This window comes from Streptomyces sp. NPDC007095 (assembly GCF_040634475.1).
Classification (GTDB): Bacteria; Actinomycetota; Actinomycetes; order Streptomycetales; family Streptomycetaceae; genus Streptomyces.
Window position 1 is genome coordinate 1 of sequence record NZ_JBEYFS010000258.1, and the last position, 16,125, is coordinate 16,125.

At 69.7% G+C, this 16,125-nt stretch carries 8 protein-coding genes; 5 read left to right on the forward strand and 3 right to left on the reverse strand.

All coding sequences use genetic code 11. The features are described from left to right. The first annotated feature begins 1,635 nt into the window (after positions 1–1,635). From ABZ656_RS49250 to ABZ656_RS49270, 5 genes are all read left to right on the forward strand, one after another. Complete coding sequence (locus tag ABZ656_RS49250) at positions 1,636–2,397, forward strand: DeoR/GlpR family DNA-binding transcription regulator (protein WP_101408624.1); 762 nt, start codon at positions 1,636–1,638, stop codon at positions 2,395–2,397. 101 nt (positions 2,398–2,498) lie between these two features. Continuing rightward, positions 2,499–3,872 (forward strand): sugar ABC transporter substrate-binding protein, encoded by a 1,374-nt coding sequence (locus ABZ656_RS49255; protein ID WP_101408623.1) that lies wholly within the window; start codon positions 2,499–2,501, stop codon positions 3,870–3,872. Between the two features lie 84 nt (positions 3,873–3,956). Continuing rightward, positions 3,957–4,922 carry a sugar ABC transporter permease gene (locus tag ABZ656_RS49260; protein ID WP_101408622.1) on the forward strand — a complete coding sequence of 322 codons (966 nt, stop codon included), beginning with the start codon at positions 3,957–3,959 and terminating at the stop codon, positions 4,920–4,922. Beyond that, positions 4,919–5,806, forward strand: coding sequence for a carbohydrate ABC transporter permease (locus ABZ656_RS49265; protein WP_101408621.1), 888 nt, complete (start codon positions 4,919–4,921; stop codon positions 5,804–5,806). Before ABZ656_RS49260 ends, ABZ656_RS49265 begins: the two co-directional genes overlap by 4 nt. Continuing rightward, positions 5,803–6,792 (forward strand): zinc-dependent alcohol dehydrogenase family protein, encoded by a 990-nt coding sequence (locus ABZ656_RS49270; RefSeq protein WP_101408620.1) that lies wholly within the window; start codon positions 5,803–5,805, stop codon positions 6,790–6,792. Before ABZ656_RS49265 ends, ABZ656_RS49270 begins: the two co-directional genes overlap by 4 nt. Before the next feature lie 725 nt (positions 6,793–7,517). On the opposite strand, the gene ABZ656_RS49275 is transcribed toward ABZ656_RS49270, so the two are convergent. The 3 genes from ABZ656_RS49275 to ABZ656_RS49285 form a co-directional block, all read right to left on the reverse strand. Then, entirely contained in the window at positions 7,518–8,123 is a 606-nt protein-coding gene (locus tag ABZ656_RS49275; protein ID WP_360277991.1) for an SMI1/KNR4 family protein, read from the reverse strand. A gap of 137 nt (positions 8,124–8,260) precedes the next feature. Continuing rightward, positions 8,261–8,509, reverse strand: coding sequence for a Smr/MutS family protein (locus ABZ656_RS49280; RefSeq protein ID WP_101408618.1), 249 nt, complete (start codon positions 8,507–8,509; stop codon positions 8,261–8,263). Positions 8,510–8,707: 198 nt separating this feature from the next. After that, positions 8,708–15,973: a hypothetical protein gene (locus ABZ656_RS49285; RefSeq protein WP_360277995.1), complete on the reverse strand. Its 7,266-nt coding sequence runs from the start codon at positions 15,971–15,973 to the stop codon at positions 8,708–8,710. Positions 15,974–16,125 lie beyond the last annotated feature (152 nt).

The window sequence follows — 16,125 nt, forward strand, 5'->3', positions numbered from 1 at the left end:
CCGAACAGTCGCCGAAGTGCCCTCAGCCGCACGGCATACCGCACACCGGACCACGCCGCCGGGACGGGTTCCCATCCGTCCCGGCCCGGTGCGTCATCCGGTCATCCTGGGCCACCGCCCGCGTCCGTCGCAGCCACACCCGCCAAACCTTGCCCGTCCGTACAACAATGACGTGGGGCCTTCCTCCCGGAACGACCGTGGGCTCTCCTCATCCACCGCTCGCGCCAGATTTCCCTCGACCGGCACACCCTCGGACCGGTAGCGCGGATCTCCGCTCCCCAGGGATGGCAGCGTCGGCGTCCTGAACCAAATGGACAGTCCCAGAGGCGAGTTGGGGGGGAGGCACATGCCTCAGCCCGGATCCACCGGCTGATGTGCGAGCGGTGATGTTTCCGGGTACGAGGAAGTGCCTTGTGACCTGCGACGATGGGAGTTCTTCAGGCTTCCAGCGCACACGGCCACGAGGGCACTTCCGATAGACACATGGAAATGCTGGGCAGACCAGCGTCATGCCCGCAGCCGGACACGCCGACCCGATCATCAGAAAAGGTGCGCGGCGGTCGCGGCGGTTGCTCACACACTTACGGTCCTCATGCCGGTTCGGCCACGCCCGCGTAGGTGTGTCCTCCTCGGGTGCGTTCGACCGGCCGGCCTACTACCTCGCCGAGCGACTGATGAGCAACCACTGTCGGGCGAGCCTGCTGAGGAAGTCTCAACCTCCCGCCCCTCACGCAGCAATGGCCCCCGATCCTACGGCCGACGACTTACTCGGCGTGATCCACAAGAGAAGTCCCAGGTCATCAGGCAGGCATCGACGGCACCGCCGCAGGCGGAGCGGGACCGGTACGTCCGCGACCGGTTGAAGCGACTGCCCTGCGCATTGGTCAGCCGAGTTCAGCCTGTCCTGCTGTCCCAGAGCTTGAGGTAGGCGCTCTGCCGGTCCACGTCGCCGTTCCAGGGGATGGTGGTGAGGTTGTCCTTGGTGATCAGCTTGAACCCGGGTGTCCCACGTAGAGGTGCGGCACTGGTTCGGCGATACCGATGAGATGTGCGAACGGCGACTGCCGTCGGCCCTCTCCCCTGCGCGTGTTGTCGGCTTTCTTGAGGGAGCTCTCCGAAGTCGAGGACGAACTCCAGGATCCGCTTCAGCGCCCCCGCACACGACGACGACCACGATCGACTTCCCCTGCCGTCGGGAAGCAGGCAGTGAACGGGCACGTTCCGAGCGGACCCGGGTGGCGAGCTTGCTCCTTTTTTGATCAAAGAAGGCCTCCGTCTGCGGGAATGCCGCATTCGAAGCGGGCGCACCCGGTCACGGAACTCATGACGATTTGCCTGTTCACGAGGCTGGCGTGCCGATAAAAAGTTCGCATGAGCCCGAACGGGCAGGGCTCTGGCTAGTGCCGCGGCAGGCAACGTTTGCCCGTCAAGGAGCGGCGTCCGGTGCGTGCTCTCGGCGTGCCGGCCGGAAGTCCTCGTACTGGACGTACTTGGGCTTTCGGCCGGTGCGGCGAGAGTGCGTGCCGGGCGTCGCGACGGGGCGAACGTTGCCTGATGCGGCACTAGGCGCAAACGTGCCAGACCGGAAACGGCCGGACCGAGTGTCGGGTCAGATCGCGCAGTGGAGGTGTCGCCGTGGACGCCGAAGAACGCCGACGCGCCATCCTGGAGGCGACGCGCCGTGTCGGCTCCGTAGATGTGGCCACGGCCGCCGCCGACTTGGGCATCTCCAAGGAAACGGTGCGGCGCGACCTGAAACTGCTGGATGCTCATGGGCTGGTGCGGCGAACCCACGGCGGCGCCTACCCCGTCGAGAGCGCCGGCTTCGAGACGACACTCTCCTACCGGACCACCAGTCAGGTCGGGGAGAAGTCGCGGATCGCTGCCGCCGCCGTGGGCCTGCTCGGTGACGCGGAAACGGTGTACATCGACGAGGGTTACACCCCACAGCTCATCGCCGCTGCTCTGCCTCGTGACCGGCCACTGACCGTGATCACCTCCTCCCTCGCCGCGGCCGGCACCCTGGCCGCCGTCGAGAGCGTCACCGTGCTGCTGCTCGGTGGTCGCGTGCGGGGCGCCACGCTGGCGACAGTCGATCACTGGGCGACCCACATGCTGTCCGGCCTCGTCATCGACCTGGCATACGTCGGCGCAAACGGCATCTCCCGCCAATGGGGGCTCACCACTCCGGACCCCTCGGTGAGCAGTGTAAAGGCGCAGGTCATGGCTGTTTCCCGACGCCGGGTCTTCTCGGGCGTCCACAGCAAGTTCGGAGCAACCAGCTTCTGTCGTTTCGCTGAGATCGCAGACTTCGAAGCGATCGTCACCGACACTGGGCTTCCTGCCTCCGAAGCCCATCGCTACTTCCTCCTGGGGCCGGAGGTCATCCGGGTTTGACCGGCGTCTGTCCAACTCATCCTGCGTCTCTCCAACTCACCACGCACTCGCACGACCGGACCTGGGCACCCCCATGTCCTCGAACACTTCTGGAGTCAGCCATGCCCATCCGAAAAATCACCCACGTCCGGAGAAGCACTCGCGCTGTGCTCGCCGCCGTGGCCGCAGGCTCGATGCTGGCCGCGTGCAGCGGGGCCGGCGGGTCGAGCTCCGGAGGCGGGGGCGAGAGCATCAATGTGCTCATGGTCGGCAACCCGCAGATGGAGGACATCGCGAAGCTGACGAAGAACACCTTCACCAAGGACACCGGTATCAAGGTGAACTTCACGATCCTTCCCGAGAACGAACTGCGCGACAAGGTCACCCAGGACATCGCCACCCAGGCCGGCCAGTACGACGTCGCCACCATCGGCGCCTACGAAGTGCCCATCTGGCACAAGAACGGCTGGCTGCACGAGCTGAGCTCCTACGCCGAGAAGGACTCCGCCTTCGACGAGGCCGACCTGCTCAAGCCCATGGTTCAGTCGCTGTCCGGCGACGACGGCAATCTGTACGCGCTTCCGTTCTACGGTGAGTCGTCCTTCCTCATGTACAACAAGGAGGTCATGGCGGAGAAGGGCATCACCGTGCCCGAGAAACCGACCTGGCAGCAGGTCGCCGGCATCGCCGCCAAGGTCGACGGCGCCCGCCCCGGCATGAAGGGCATCTGCCTGCGCGGCCTGGCCGGCTGGGGCGAGCTCGGTGCGTCGCTGACGACCGTGGCCAACACCTTCGGCGGCACCTGGTTCACCAAGGACTGGAAGGCCCAGGTCAACAACACGGAGTTCAAGAAGGCGACCAACTTCTACGTCAACCTGGTCAAGAAGCACGGTGAAGTGGGTGCCTCACAGTCCGGCTTCACCGAGTGTCTCAACGCCATGAGCCAGGGCAAGGTCGCGATGTGGTACGACGCGACCAGCGCGGCCGGATCACTGGAGGACCCCAGCTCCAGCAAGATCGCAGGCAAGGTCGGCTACGCGTACGCGCCGGTGGCCAAGACGGACAGCTCCGGCTGGCTGTGGTCCTGGGCGTGGGCGATGCCGAAGACCACCAAGAACGCCGACGCCGCCTCGAAGTTCATGCTCTGGGCGTCCAGCAAGAAGTACGAGAACCTCGTCGGCGAGAAGCTCGGCTGGGCGCGCGTTCCCGCCGGGAAGCGGGCCAGCACCTATGAGATCCCCGAGTACAAGAAGGCGGCCGGGGCCTTCGGCGACATCACCCTCAAGTCCATCGAGCAGGCGAACCCGACGAACCCCGGTGTGCAGCCGCGGCCCACGGTGGGCGTCCAGTTCGTGGCCATCCCCGAGTTCCAGGACCTCGGCACCAAGGTGACGCAGGACATCTCCGCGGCCATCGCCGGCAAGACCAGCGTGGACAAGGCTCTGGACAACGGCCAGAAGCTCGCCGAGGACGTCGCCAAGAACTACCAGAAGTGACCCTCGCCGTCCGGTCGGCGCTCCCGCCGACCGGACACCGCTTCCCCTCCCTCGGCCGTCATCGGCCGGCTCAAGGACCCCCTCATGACCACACTCGTTCCCGCGCCCAAAGCGGTGCGCACACACCCTCCACACCAGCCAGGCAAGCGTGAAACGGTACACAAGTGGCGGCGGCGCGTCCCCCTGCTGCCGGCGCTGATCTTCACGGTCGTCGTGACACAGCTGCCGTTCGTGGCCACGCTCGTGATCTCCACCTTCCAGTGGAACATCCTCAAGCCGGGTGACCGGCACTTCGTCGGCCTGTCCAACTTCAAGTTCGTCTTCACCGACGAGCGGCTACGCACGGCCGTGCTCAACACAGTCGTGCTCACCGCATCGGTGGTGCTGATCAGCGTGCTCCTCGGACTCGGTCTGGCGATGCTGCTCGACCGTCGCTTCCCCGGCCGGGGCCTGGCCCGCACCCTGCTCATCACACCGTTCCTGATCATGCCCGTCGCAGCCGCACTGCTGTGGAAACACGCCATCTACAACCCCGACTATGGCCTACTCAACGGCACCCTCAACGCCGTCTACCGACTCTTCGGGGCCGAGAACGGCCCCACCATCGACTGGGTGTCGAACTCGGCGATGCCGGCCATCGTCGTCGCGCTGGTATGGCAGTGGACCCCGTTCATGATGCTGATCCTGCTGGCCGGCCTGCAGGCGCAGCCCGGTGACGTCCTGGAGGCGGCCCGCGTCGACGGGGCGTCGGCGATGGCGACCTTCCGTTTCATCACGCTGCCGCACCTGCGCCAGTACATCGAACTGGGCGTCCTGCTCGGCACGATCTACGTCGTGCAGACCTTCGACTCGGTCTACACCATCACCCAGGGCGGCCCCGGCTCGCAGACGACCAACCTTCCCTACGAGATCTACCTGACGATGTTCCGCAAGTACGAGTACGGCGAGGCGGCCGCCGCCGGAGTCGTCGTCGTGCTCGGCTCGATCGTGATCGCGACCTTCGCGCTGCGCACCATCGCGTCGCTGTTCCGCGAGGAGGTATCCCGATGACCACTCACGCGGCAGTCGCCGCGCCCGGGTCGAGGTTCAAGAAGCTCCTGCGCCGCCGCGACGACCACGGCAACACGCCCCGGCTGTCGCCCCTGTGGACCTTCGTCGCCTGGCTCGCCACGCTGGCGTTCTTCGCGCCGGTGGCGTGGATGGTGCTCACCTCCTTCCACCAGGAGGCCGACGCGGCGACCAACCCGCCCACCCCCTTCGCGCCGCTCACCTTCGACCAGTACAAACTGCTGTTCAGCCGGAACATCACCCCCTTCCTCCTCAACTCGGCCATGGCCAGCGTCCTTTCGACGCTCCTTGTACTCGCCCTCGCGGTCCCGGCGGCCTACGCACTGTCCATCAAGCCGGTCGAGAAGTGGACCGACGTGATGTTCTTCTTCCTGTCCACCAAGTTCCTCCCGGCCATCGCGGCCCTGCTGCCGGTGTACCTGATCGTCAAGGACGCCGGGATGCTGGACAACGTCTGGACACTGATCGTCCTCTACACCGCCATGAACCTCCCGATCGCGGTGTGGATGATGCGCTCCTTCCTCGCCGAAGTCCCCAAGGAAATCCTGGAAGCCGCCGAGGTCGACGGCGCCGGCCTGCCTACCGTGCTGCTGCGCATCGTCGGCCCCGTCGCCATGCCCGGACTCGCCGCCACCGCGCTGATCTGCTTCATCTTCAGCTGGAACGAGTTCCTCTTCGCCGTCAACCTCACCGCCACCAACGCCTCCACCGCCCCCGTCTTCCTCGTCGGGTTCATCACCAACGAAGGCCTCTTCCTCGCCCGTCTGTGCGCCGCCGCCACCCTGGTGTCCCTGCCTGTCCTCATCGCCGGCTGGGCTGCCCAGGACAAACTGGTTCGCGGCCTGTCCCTAGGAGCAGTCAAGTGAAAGCCGCCGTCATCGAAGCCCCCGGCAAGGTCACCGTCACCACGGTCCCCGACCCCACCCCCGGGCCGCGCGAGGTCGTGGTGGACGTGGCCGCCTGCGGGTTGTGCGGCACGGACCTGCACATTCTCCAGGGCGAGTTCGCGCCCTCGCTGCCCATCGTCCCCGGCCACGAGTTCGCCGGAGAGGTCGTCGGCATCGGTACCGAGGTAACCGAACTCGCCGTCGGCGACCGGGTCGCCGTGGACCCCTCGCTGTACTGCAACGAGTGCCGCTACTGCCGCAACGGCCGCAACAACCTCTGCGACCGGTGGGCCGCGATCGGCGTCACCGTCGCCGGCGGCGCCGCGGAATACGCCGTGGCCCCCGTCGCCAACTGCGTCCGGCTGCCCGAACATGTCGATATGGCGGACGCCGCCCTCATCGAACCGCTGTCGTGCGCGGTACGGGGATACGACGTGCTCAATGCCAAGGTGGGGACGAATGTGCTCATCTACGGCAGCGGCACCATGGGCCTGATGATGCTGGAGCTGGCCAAGCGCACCGGTGCCGCTTCAGTGGACATCATTGACATCAACCCCGAGCGCCTCGCCACAGCCGAGAAACTGGGCTGCTCAAGGTCGGCCGCCTCGGCGGAGGAGTTCCAGCAGCATGGCGGCTGGGAGGTCGTGATCGATGCAACCGGCAACGCCGCCGCCATCCAGGACGGCCTGGACCGCGTCGCGAAGGCAGGGACATTCCTGCAGTTCGGCGTCTCGGACTACGCGACAACGGCCACCATCTCGCCCTACCGCATCTACAATCAGGAAATCACCATCACCGGCTCCATGGCCGTCCTGCACAGCTTCGAACGCGCAGCGGACCTCTTCGCCACCGGAGTACTCGACCCCCAAGTGTTCATCAGCCACCGTCTGCCGCTGGACGACTACCCGCAGGCACTCGCCCAGTTCGCGGGGGGCCAAGGGCGGAAGATCGTCATAGTGCCCTGACACCGGCGGCCAGGTTCACCTTCCCCGCCGCCGTTCGTCCCGGGGCGGGCTGTGGTGGCAGGCGTCCGCCCTGCCAGGGCTTCGAGCCCTGGACGAAGAGCGACCTGTTGCCGCATACGGCCGTTGCTCAGCGGCTGCCGTCACGGGCACAGGACCGAGATCCATACGGGCCCCGGTTGCAGACGGATCCGGTCCTGTGCCCCGAGATTGACCAGAGCAGTACCCGGTGCGGTGGTGGCAGTCGGCGCCGGGGAAGTCGCAAGGCACCCCCGGGACTTCGAGCCCTCGGACAAGAGCCGACCCTCGGTCCCGTCCGCTGCCGCCGCAGCGTATCCCGTCCGACGATCAGATCGGGGTGCCGTTCGGTTGTGTCGCTGTCCGGCAACGGGTCGTGCCAGCTGTCGCGAGCGCGCAGGCGCCGCTTGACCTGGCGCTGCGGGCGCGGATGGTCGAGCCGAGCTGGGCCGGGCAGCGAGTACCGGCCATCGCGGGCGAGGGGACCTGTCCGCCGAGCAGCCAAGGGGATTCTCACCCCTCGGCCCTCCGCTGGGCGAGTGCGGGCCGGGCCGGGGTTCCGCTGCCCGCGCCGGAGAGCACCGGGCGGACGGTCGTGCGGCCATCCGCCCGGATGATGTCCAAGGTGTCGCCGGGCCCGCTTCCAGAGCCCGGACACCGTGCAGACCATTGGCCTCACTCCCGCCAGGACTTGATCCCGCACAGGGATCTCAGCCGGTTGGCGCCCGAAACAGGCGCTCACCCTCGTCCGTCGTCTCCTGGCCCGGGTAGTCCCAATACACGGCGCCGTGTTCCGTGATGTACGGGACCTCGCCGTCTACGGCACCGCCGGTCGTCAGTGCTGTGGCGATCTGGGTCAAATGCGCCGCGAATGTCGGTGCTCTCTGATCGAAATCGACCTCATCATCTCTGGGGAACCAGCCAAGCCGCCCGTATGCGGGACCTGAGCGTAGGTCGACGATGTAGAGGTCGCCGTCAAGCTCGGAGACCGGTAGCCATCCCTCATGCCACCAACAGTCATCGCTGTCACCGCCGCCGAGATCGTCGCCGACTACGGTCATCATCCGCTGACGGACATCTACGATGCCTTCGACAGAGAGCAGTGGGTAGTCCGGGAAGTCGGTGCAATATCTGGGCTGGCCGTCGTGGATCAACAGTGATTGCACGCCGTCAGCGGGGAACTTGAAGCCCAGTTCCCTTTCAGCGGCTGCTATAGCCTCGGGATCGGCCGGAGGGTGTTGCGCCTCGGCGCTCGCTGGGGCGAACCGCGCCAGCCAATCGTTGATGGCCGTCCAGGCCTGGCTCACATCTTCCATGACACTGCCGTCTCCGTGCCGGAGATGTTCACTGATCGGATGAATCCGCGCGAATCGCACCATCTTGGGAGCGATTTCATCTCTTCGTTCTTTGCGCTGAAGTCCGTCCAGGCCACTGAAAGCTCTCCCCAGCCCACTCACTTGAAGTGGACGAAGATGCGGCCCTCGTTGGACGGGTCGACCTCGTAACGCTTGTAAAGCTTCTTCAGATGGGGCTGGCCCAGCATCGCCAGCACGCGTGCCTTGAGCTTGCCGGCACCCTTCCCCGGGATGATCTCCACCCGATCGGCCTTTGTCGCCGACGCCTTGAAGATGATCTCACGAACCGCGCGGTCGATGTCGCGTTCGTTCCGGAACAGCGGGTGCAGATCGAGCGTGAGCGTCACCAGTGTCTCCCGTCCGGGCGTTTCCCCACTACGCCGCCGCACTGCGGCACAGCGCCGTGGCGCGATGAAAAATACCGTATGCCTTCTGGATGTTCGGCAGCCCAGCGGGCGCCGACGGCCGGAAAAGCCGGAAATTCGAACGCGCGTACAGGAAGCAATGTCCGGAAAGGCAAAACGCGCACCACGCCATAGGGGTATTCACCGGCCGAGGACGGACAATTCCCTCGCACGCGGAACGCCGAAGACCAAATCCCCGTTCTCCTGAACCACGACCACCGGCGGTGCGTCACCCGAACCGAACCGGTGGGCCTCGCCCTCCGGTCCTACGAGCACCACGGCTGCGCCCAGTTCCCGGGCGATCACCGTCGCGGCCAGGGCCATGACCGATGCCGCGCGGGGGGTGAGCGTCAGAGCCAACCGGAGTCCCTGCACCATAGTGAGGTCCACCTCCCCGGCCGGCAGCGCACCGCCCTCGAGGACCGCCCGCATCGACTGTGTTTCCGTCAGGACGACCCCGGCCCGGGCGAACGCCTCGAGGGAAACGGCCCGCTCATCGTCGATCAGTGGTGAACCGGCGGACAGCTCGTCCCGCGTCGCCCGCTCGGCGATCCAGCGGTACAGGGCGTCCACCGCCGTGACCGGACCGGGCCCGCCGTCGAGCACGCCGCGGAGGCCGTCCGGCAGGCGCGTCAGGTCGAAGACGCCGTCGCGCATGGTCTGTACCAGCGCCGACCCGAACCCGTCCGCGCCGTCGGCCGCCCGGTGCGGGTCGAGCGGGACCTCCGCGACCGGGGCGGCCGGCCCGCCCGGCGCGGTGTCCTCGGCAGCGGCGTCCGGGACGGCGAGTCGGTAGCGGTGGTCGGCGAGGCTGAGGACGATGTGCGGGCGCGTTCGCTCGACGCCGTCGAGAAGACCGGCGAGCGCGCCGGACGCGTCGCCGGTTCCGGGACCGTCACGGAAGCCGACGAAGTCCTGGAAGCTGCCGTCGTCACGCACCACCGTGACCCGGGCGCCGAAAGTGCGGGCGGCGAGCAGGGCCAGCAGGTCGGCGCCGGAGTGGTCCCAGCCGGTGTCGGCATCGGCGTCGACGGGCCGCCGGAGTTGGGCGGCGGCAAGGGCGGCGCGGACGTCCTCGCCCAGGTTCAGCGCGTGCGGGATCCGACCGCCGAGCCCGTCGAACTCGCGGCGCGCCGGGGTGTCCCGGCCGAGATCGAGCCCCGCGCCGTCGATCTCGGCGGTGGTGAAGGTGTCGGTGGCGTCCGGGGTGACGAAGGCCGACAGGTCGGCGTCGGCCGGGTCGGTGAACCTGGCGGTCATCAACTGCCGCAGTCCGGCGACGGCGGCTTCCGGGTCGGCGAGGTCCACGCCCGCGTCCGCCGCCAGCCGTGGGTCCGTACGCCGCAGCCCCTCGGCGAGGGCGCGGTAGAAGGAGTTGTCCCTGCCCACGTCGTGCAGGGTGTACGTGACGTGCTCCGGAGAGGTGAGCCCGGCGCCGGGGCCGGTGCCGCCGCTCCGCGTGTAGACGGGCCGCGCCGAAACAGCCGGGCCGACAGGCTTGAGCGGCGGGGTGAAGGTGACCGCGGGGGGCTCGGCGAGCCCGTCGAGCTGCCGGCGGCCCTCCTCGGTCGCGTTCAGCTGATGCCACCGGGTGAGCTCGTCCGCCCCGACGCGTACCCGGTGGTACTCGTGTGCGGCGCGGTCCGCCGCACCGCGCAGGGCGGCCAGCTCGGCGCTGCGCGCGGAGAAATCCCGGCGGGCGGCGTCCAGCCGTGCGGTCGCGGCGTCGAGCCGCCGGGTGGCGGCCCGGTGGGACATGTCGGCAGCGTCCTGCCGCGCGGCGGCCTCCGTCTGCTCCGCGCGCACCGCGCCGAGCCGCGCTGCGGGCGCCGCGCCGGGGCGGCCGTCCCGCGTCGGGCCGCTGTCCCCGGGCGCGAGCCGGTCCGGGCGGGCCGCGGCCGCCGCCCCGTGCGGGTCGTGGCGTACGTCCCGGCCGGGTCCGGCGTCGTCGGCCGGATGCCGACGGGTCCCCGGCTCGGCGGCCCCCGCCCTCCGCGCCTCGTCGGCCGCCGCGGCCGCGTCCCGGGCAAGGCTCAGGGACCGGGCGGTGGCGTCGGCCGCGGTCCGGGCCTCGGCCACGCCGCTCAGGGCGGCGTCGACCGCCTCGCGCAGGCCGACGGCGGTGCGGCGCTTCGCCCAGTAGGCCTTGTCCGCGTCGACCCACGCCTTGCTCGAGCCCGCGACGGCGTCCCATGCCTTCCCCACCCGGCCGGGGAAGTTCCTGTCGCTCACCATGCCCAGTTCGCGGGCGATGTCCTCCCGGACCCAGGCGATCGTGTAAGCATGGGAGCCGACCTCCTGCCGCCCCGGCCTGGCGTGCCCGAAGACGCCCTGGACCCACGCGCCGAGCGCCGAGTCCTTGATGCCCCGGTGAACGTCGGCCACGCTGAGCCAGGTGGTGGGGATGGCGAACAGGAACGTCCGGCCGGTTTTCGGCTTGACGTTGATCGAGCCCAGGTGTTCCCCGCCGACCGTGGTCCCGTCGCCGTCCAAGGCGTACGGGCCGGTCATGGTGGCGCTGTACTGGTTCTGGCCGAGGGCGTCGGAGGCGACGAGGAATCCGCCGCCCATCGCCGAGTCCTGGACGCTTTCGCGCGCCACCGAGGTGCCGCCACCCTCGGTGACCCGGTTGAGCACCTCCAGTTTCATGCCGTCGGCCACGCTGAGCAGCACGGCGCCGCCGAAGTCGGGCTTGGAATACAGCGCCAGCGCCGCGGTGTCCGTACCGACCAGGTGCTTCTCCGCGAGGCCCGGCACCGAATAGCCGGTGACGGTGACGGTGCGGTCCCAGAAGGTGGTGAGGAACGCGTTACCGGTGCCGTCCTCCAGCGTCTGCGCGGACCCGGAGCCCGGGCGGGTGAGGCTGGTGTCCGTCGCCCGCCGGACGATGTCATGCAGGCTGTCCCGCTCGTCCCAGTGGAATCCGTGGCTGTAGGACCGGGCGATCGCCGCGTTGTTCGCCGCCTGGATGTTCTCCTGCCCGACGATCCTGCGGACGTGGAACCCGTTCCCCGGGAAGGTGAACGGCTTCAGGGTGCCGTCCCCGTGACGGGTGGCCGGGTCCATCACCCGCGCCGTCCGGTCCAGCCGCAGCCGAGGGTCGGGGATGAGCCGCGGCGGGCTCAGCCGGGGGTCCACGGGGGGCATGCCGGCGGTGCGCACCGGGGCCATGAGGCTGAGCGGTACGTGCTCGCGCACTCTGCCGATGTCGCCTTCCTCGGTGATCGTCGTCCGGCCGATGGCGTTCCGCCACACCTCGGCCATCCGCCCGCGCGGCGGCCGCTCCCCCGCGCTCGCCCCGGACGTGTTCGCCCCGGACGGGCCTCTCCGCGGCGCCGGGTCGTCGTCCGCCTCCAGGGTGAGGCGCAGCCGGTACGGGGTGGTGACCTCGGCGTACGGTTCGGTGGACGCGGCCCGGTGGATGGTGATGCTGGTGTTGGTGTTGCCGGAGGAGCGCGTGCGACGAGCGGAGCCGGTCTCACCGTACGCCGGCCCGGCCGCCACGACCGCCTGGCCGTGGGTGGCCGTGCCCTCGGTGACGGTGACCCCCAGGTCGGCGCCCGAGGTGAAGTCCGAGCCTTCGTGGACGGTTTCCACACCGCGCCGGTTCTCCTCCAACTCGGTGCTGTGGTCGAGCATCTCGAAGACGGGATCCCCGGGGATCAGCTCGGCCCGCGCCCGGACCGTCCGGCCGCCGATCCGTACGCTCCTCCAGCCGAGGGCGCCGGTCCGCACCGGAGTGGACGAGCCGACACCGGTCATCTCCTTGCCGAGGGCCCGCAGGGCGCGGGACGTCACCAGCGTGCGCACACTCTCCAGGCCCGCCTCATCCAGCCCCAGCCTGCGCTGCGCGGTGCGCTCGAACGCGGCGAGCACATCCGTGGGGTCCAGCGCGTTGACGGGGTAGGTGCCGAACGTGTTGTGTTTCAGCCACGGTTGGGGCAGCCAGGTACGGCCGGTGTAGCGGGGCACCTCCCCCATCCCGTCGTCGATCAACCGCAGCCGGTGGGCGCTCTTCTCCGGCACGTGCCCGAGCCAGCCGCCCGGCACCGAGGTGGTCCGCCCGGCCGCTCCGGAGAGTGCGGACGGCATGAATGTCCGGCCTGTCAGCCGCCTCCCGACAAGGCTGGAACCCGTCGCCATCCAGTGCTCCGCCGTGCCGCTCACCAGTACCTGGTTGCCGAACTCCTTGCGGTTCGTGTCCGCGAGGACGGTCCGGACGACGCTCCGGCTCTGCGCCGCCGAACTCGACCAGGGGCTGATCACGACGCCGTAGGTGCCCATCACCCCGGGCCCGACCCGCTGGGGCTTGGCGTAGGACGCCTGTCCGCCGAAGAAGACAGTGGTGGCCTTCCCCGTCTTGCCCGCGGCCTGGTGGGTACTGCCCAGCGTCAGCTCGCTGTCCATCGGCACCGACCCGGTCAGCGCCTGGAGGCCGTCCACGGTGGTGAAGTGGCGGAAGTCCGCCCGCAGGGACGCGTAGGGGCCCTTGCCCAGCAGCCCCGTGCTGCTCCAGCCCAGCGGCCCGGAGCTCTGGTCGAAGTTGGCCGTCAGATACTGGGGCTGGAAGCCGCGCATGACTGCTTCCCGGGCGGGAGCGCCCTCCTCGGTCAGCTGCCAGGCGCCGTCCGACGCGGAGCGCAGCACCTCGCTCGCGGCCTTGATGAGACCGGGCGACGTCACCACGGCGATGGTCGCGAACGGGTGCTGCTGGAGGTCGAGAAAGGCTTGCCCGTGCCGCGCGCCGGGCCGCCCCGCGCCACCGGGACGCCACAAGTGGCCCTTCGCCAGCGCCAGGGCCCGCTCGGGCGCCATGGGCACGGACTCGATCCGGTCGCGGAGGCCCGCATAAGGGTTGGGCATCCCGGAGCGGTGGGGATCGACGGCCGGCGCGTGCTGGTCCGGGATGCTGATCAGCACCCGGCCGAGCACCGGGCCGCCACCGACCGGCCTGCCGTCCGGACCGGTGCCGATCAGCGTCCCTTCGGGCCGGCTGACGACGAAGGGCTGGGTGCCCAGCAGCCCGGCGGAGGCCAAGCCGCGCACCAGGCCGCGGAACCGCCAGTAGCCGCCCGTGCTGACGGTGAGGGACAGGTCGTAGCGGTACAGGTGGGACGGCGTGAGGCTCACCGACATCGGCTCGTTGCCGAGGGTCGGGCCGAAGCCGGACTCGCTCTCCGTCTGCCGCCCCGAACGCCAGCCCGCGAGCAGTGTCCCGGCGTTGTCCGGGGCACCGATGGCCGGGACGGCGTCCTTGTTCGGGTCGCGGAATATCAGCGAGCCCTCGACGCCGTATTCGAGCCCGCGCTTCCTGCCCATCTGCCCGTCGCGGCGCTCCATGCCCGGGGCGCCGTACCGCAGTTTGACGTCCTTCTGGATACCCCGGTAGCTCCGGTTGGTCAGATCGCCGTGCAGCCAGAAGTAGCGGTGACCCTGGCCGATGGTGCCCGATTCGTTCAGCCGGACCCGGATGCCGGTCGTGGTGAGCGCCTCCAGAGTGCCGGACTTGCTCTGGTGCGACAGGACGGTCAGCACCTCCAGCGTGTTCGACAGCGCCGTCTGGTACGCCTCCGCGTCGCTCCACGACGAGGGCACCGGGCCGTCGTCCGCCCGCCGCGAGACGCCGGACGCGAGCGCGGCGCGGACGCGGCCGCCCAGGCTCACCGTGGCCGGCGGGGCGAGCTGGTCCAGGGGTGCCACCACTCCCGGATAGGCCTCGGCGAGGGCCGCGAGTACCCGGTCGGCGAAGTAGTCCAGCAGTGTGAGGTCGCTGCCGTCGATGTCGCGGACGCGCCGGCCGTCGTCATGCGAGAACTCCTCCACCCGGTGCATGCCCAGCGTGGGCGGATGGTCGGCGGTCAGGTACGCCGGGGCGTACGGTTCCGGGGCGCCGTTGTCCACCGCCAGCCGGGTCATGTCGTCCCACCCGGCCAGCCGGCGCGCCTCGCTGCGCGTCATCCGGTCCACGCTCCAGGTGGGGAACTCCCGCGGCGGGGCGGTGCTGCCGCTGTGCCGTACATAGACCGTCCTCCTGACCAGGTACAGGCCGGTCGGGTCCCCCTTGACCTGCCCGGCGGACCTGATGCCGCCGGATCCGCCCCGGGCCGCCGTGCGCGACGCCGACAGCACGTACCGGCCGGCGGCCCCGACCTGCAGGCGCAGGTCGAGGAGCCCGCCCGCGAGGTCGAGCAGGTTGAACGCCGGCCCCAGGACGGCTTCCAGCGCCAGGCTGGCGCCCTTGGTGCTGCTCCGCTCATTGCGCACCGCCGAGGCGTTGATGTCCCGCAGTTCGGCCTCGGACGTCTCGGTGATGAACACCGCCCGCTCGGGCACCATCCGTTCCACGACGAACACGCCGAGGGGCGACCTCTCCTTGTCGTCGGCGAACAGCGGAACCGTGGGGACCCGGCCGGCTGCCAGCCGGCGGGACATCCGCTGGAAGCCGTCGCTGGAGAAGAACGCGTCCAGCTCCCGGTAGGCGGTGCTCGCCGGCCGCACGCCGATCAGGTCGGCCGCCCAGTCGCGGATCTTCGCTACCGGGCCGAAGCCCTCGGTCCTCACCAGCCGGTACTGCGTCTCCCCGTCGAGCCGCATGCTCCGAGGGATGCGGCCGGGCGTGGCCAGTGACGTCACGCTGTCGGGCAGCCGCACCAGCAGCCCGTTGCGGACCGCGAAGCCGAAGTCACCCTGATCGGGGGCGCCGGGGCGGGGGCGAAGGACGGTGCGGGTATCGGTGTCGGTGTTGCCCGCCAAGGTCCGGCCGTCCGCGTCGGTGACCCGCAGATGGTAGTAGACGTGCGTCAGGTGCACATGGGAGCCGTCCAGGGTCCGGGTCTCCGTCTGGCTGCTGTTCTGGTCGGTCTGCGTGTAGCTGACCTTCTCCGTGAAGCCCACCCGGCCGGCGATCCGGCCGAAGCCGCTGAACGCCGCCGCACTGGCCGGGCCGGCCGGGCCGCCGAGGCCGATCTGAGTGCCGGTCTGAACGGTCTTGCTCTGCCCGGCAGACGTGACGGACCGGTGCATGGCGTCGACCTTGACCGGATTGCCGTAGCCGTCGGCGAACCTCTCCCACACGGGGTAGTTGCGGGCGGTCACGTGCAGGACCCGGGTCCGCCCGGCCTGGTCGGTGTATGTGAACGGGCGCCCCTCACCGGTCAGGCCCAGCGGCTGGCGCCTCAGCGTCTGCCGGATGGCGCCCTTCAGATCGATACCGCCGGCGCTCTCGTCGGCCGGCCGGACGAGCGGCCGGCTCCGCAGCGCGTTGACGATCTCCGTGGCCACCTGCTCGGCACCCCGCAGGACGACATCGCTCTGCCCGAAGGTGCGGGGTCCGGCGAGGAATTCCCCCAACTGCTCTTCGGAGAGGCCCGGCAGGAGCGTCTCCAGCGCGTCGATGTAGGGGGGCATGCGGGTGCCGTCCGCGAACCGGCGCGTCACGGCGGGCAGCCGGACCGGCGGCCGGGCGCTCGGCGCACTGGAGGCCGCGCACGCGGCGGGCATCCTGCACCGGGACGTCAAGCCCGACAACGTGCTGCTCGGCCCGCACGGCCGGGTCGTCC

What these genes read in the sequence shown, in the direction of transcription:
- ABZ656_RS49255 (WP_101408623.1), top strand. Translation starts at nt 2,499, where the DNA reads ATGCCCATCCGAAAAATCACCCACGTCCGGAGAAGCACTCGCGCTGTG.
- ABZ656_RS49260 (WP_101408622.1), top strand. Translation starts at nt 3,957, where the DNA reads ATGACCACACTCGTTCCCGCGCCCAAAGCGGTGCGCACACACCCTCCA.
- ABZ656_RS49265 (WP_101408621.1), top strand. Translation starts at nt 4,919, where the DNA reads ATGACCACTCACGCGGCAGTCGCCGCGCCCGGGTCGAGGTTCAAGAAG.
- ABZ656_RS49275 (WP_360277991.1), bottom strand. Translation starts at nt 8,123, where the DNA reads ATGGAAGATGTGAGCCAGGCCTGGACGGCCATCAACGATTGGCTGGCG.
- ABZ656_RS49285 (WP_360277995.1), bottom strand. Translation starts at nt 15,973, where the DNA reads ATGCCCCCCTACATCGACGCGCTGGAGACGCTCCTGCCGGGCCTCTCC.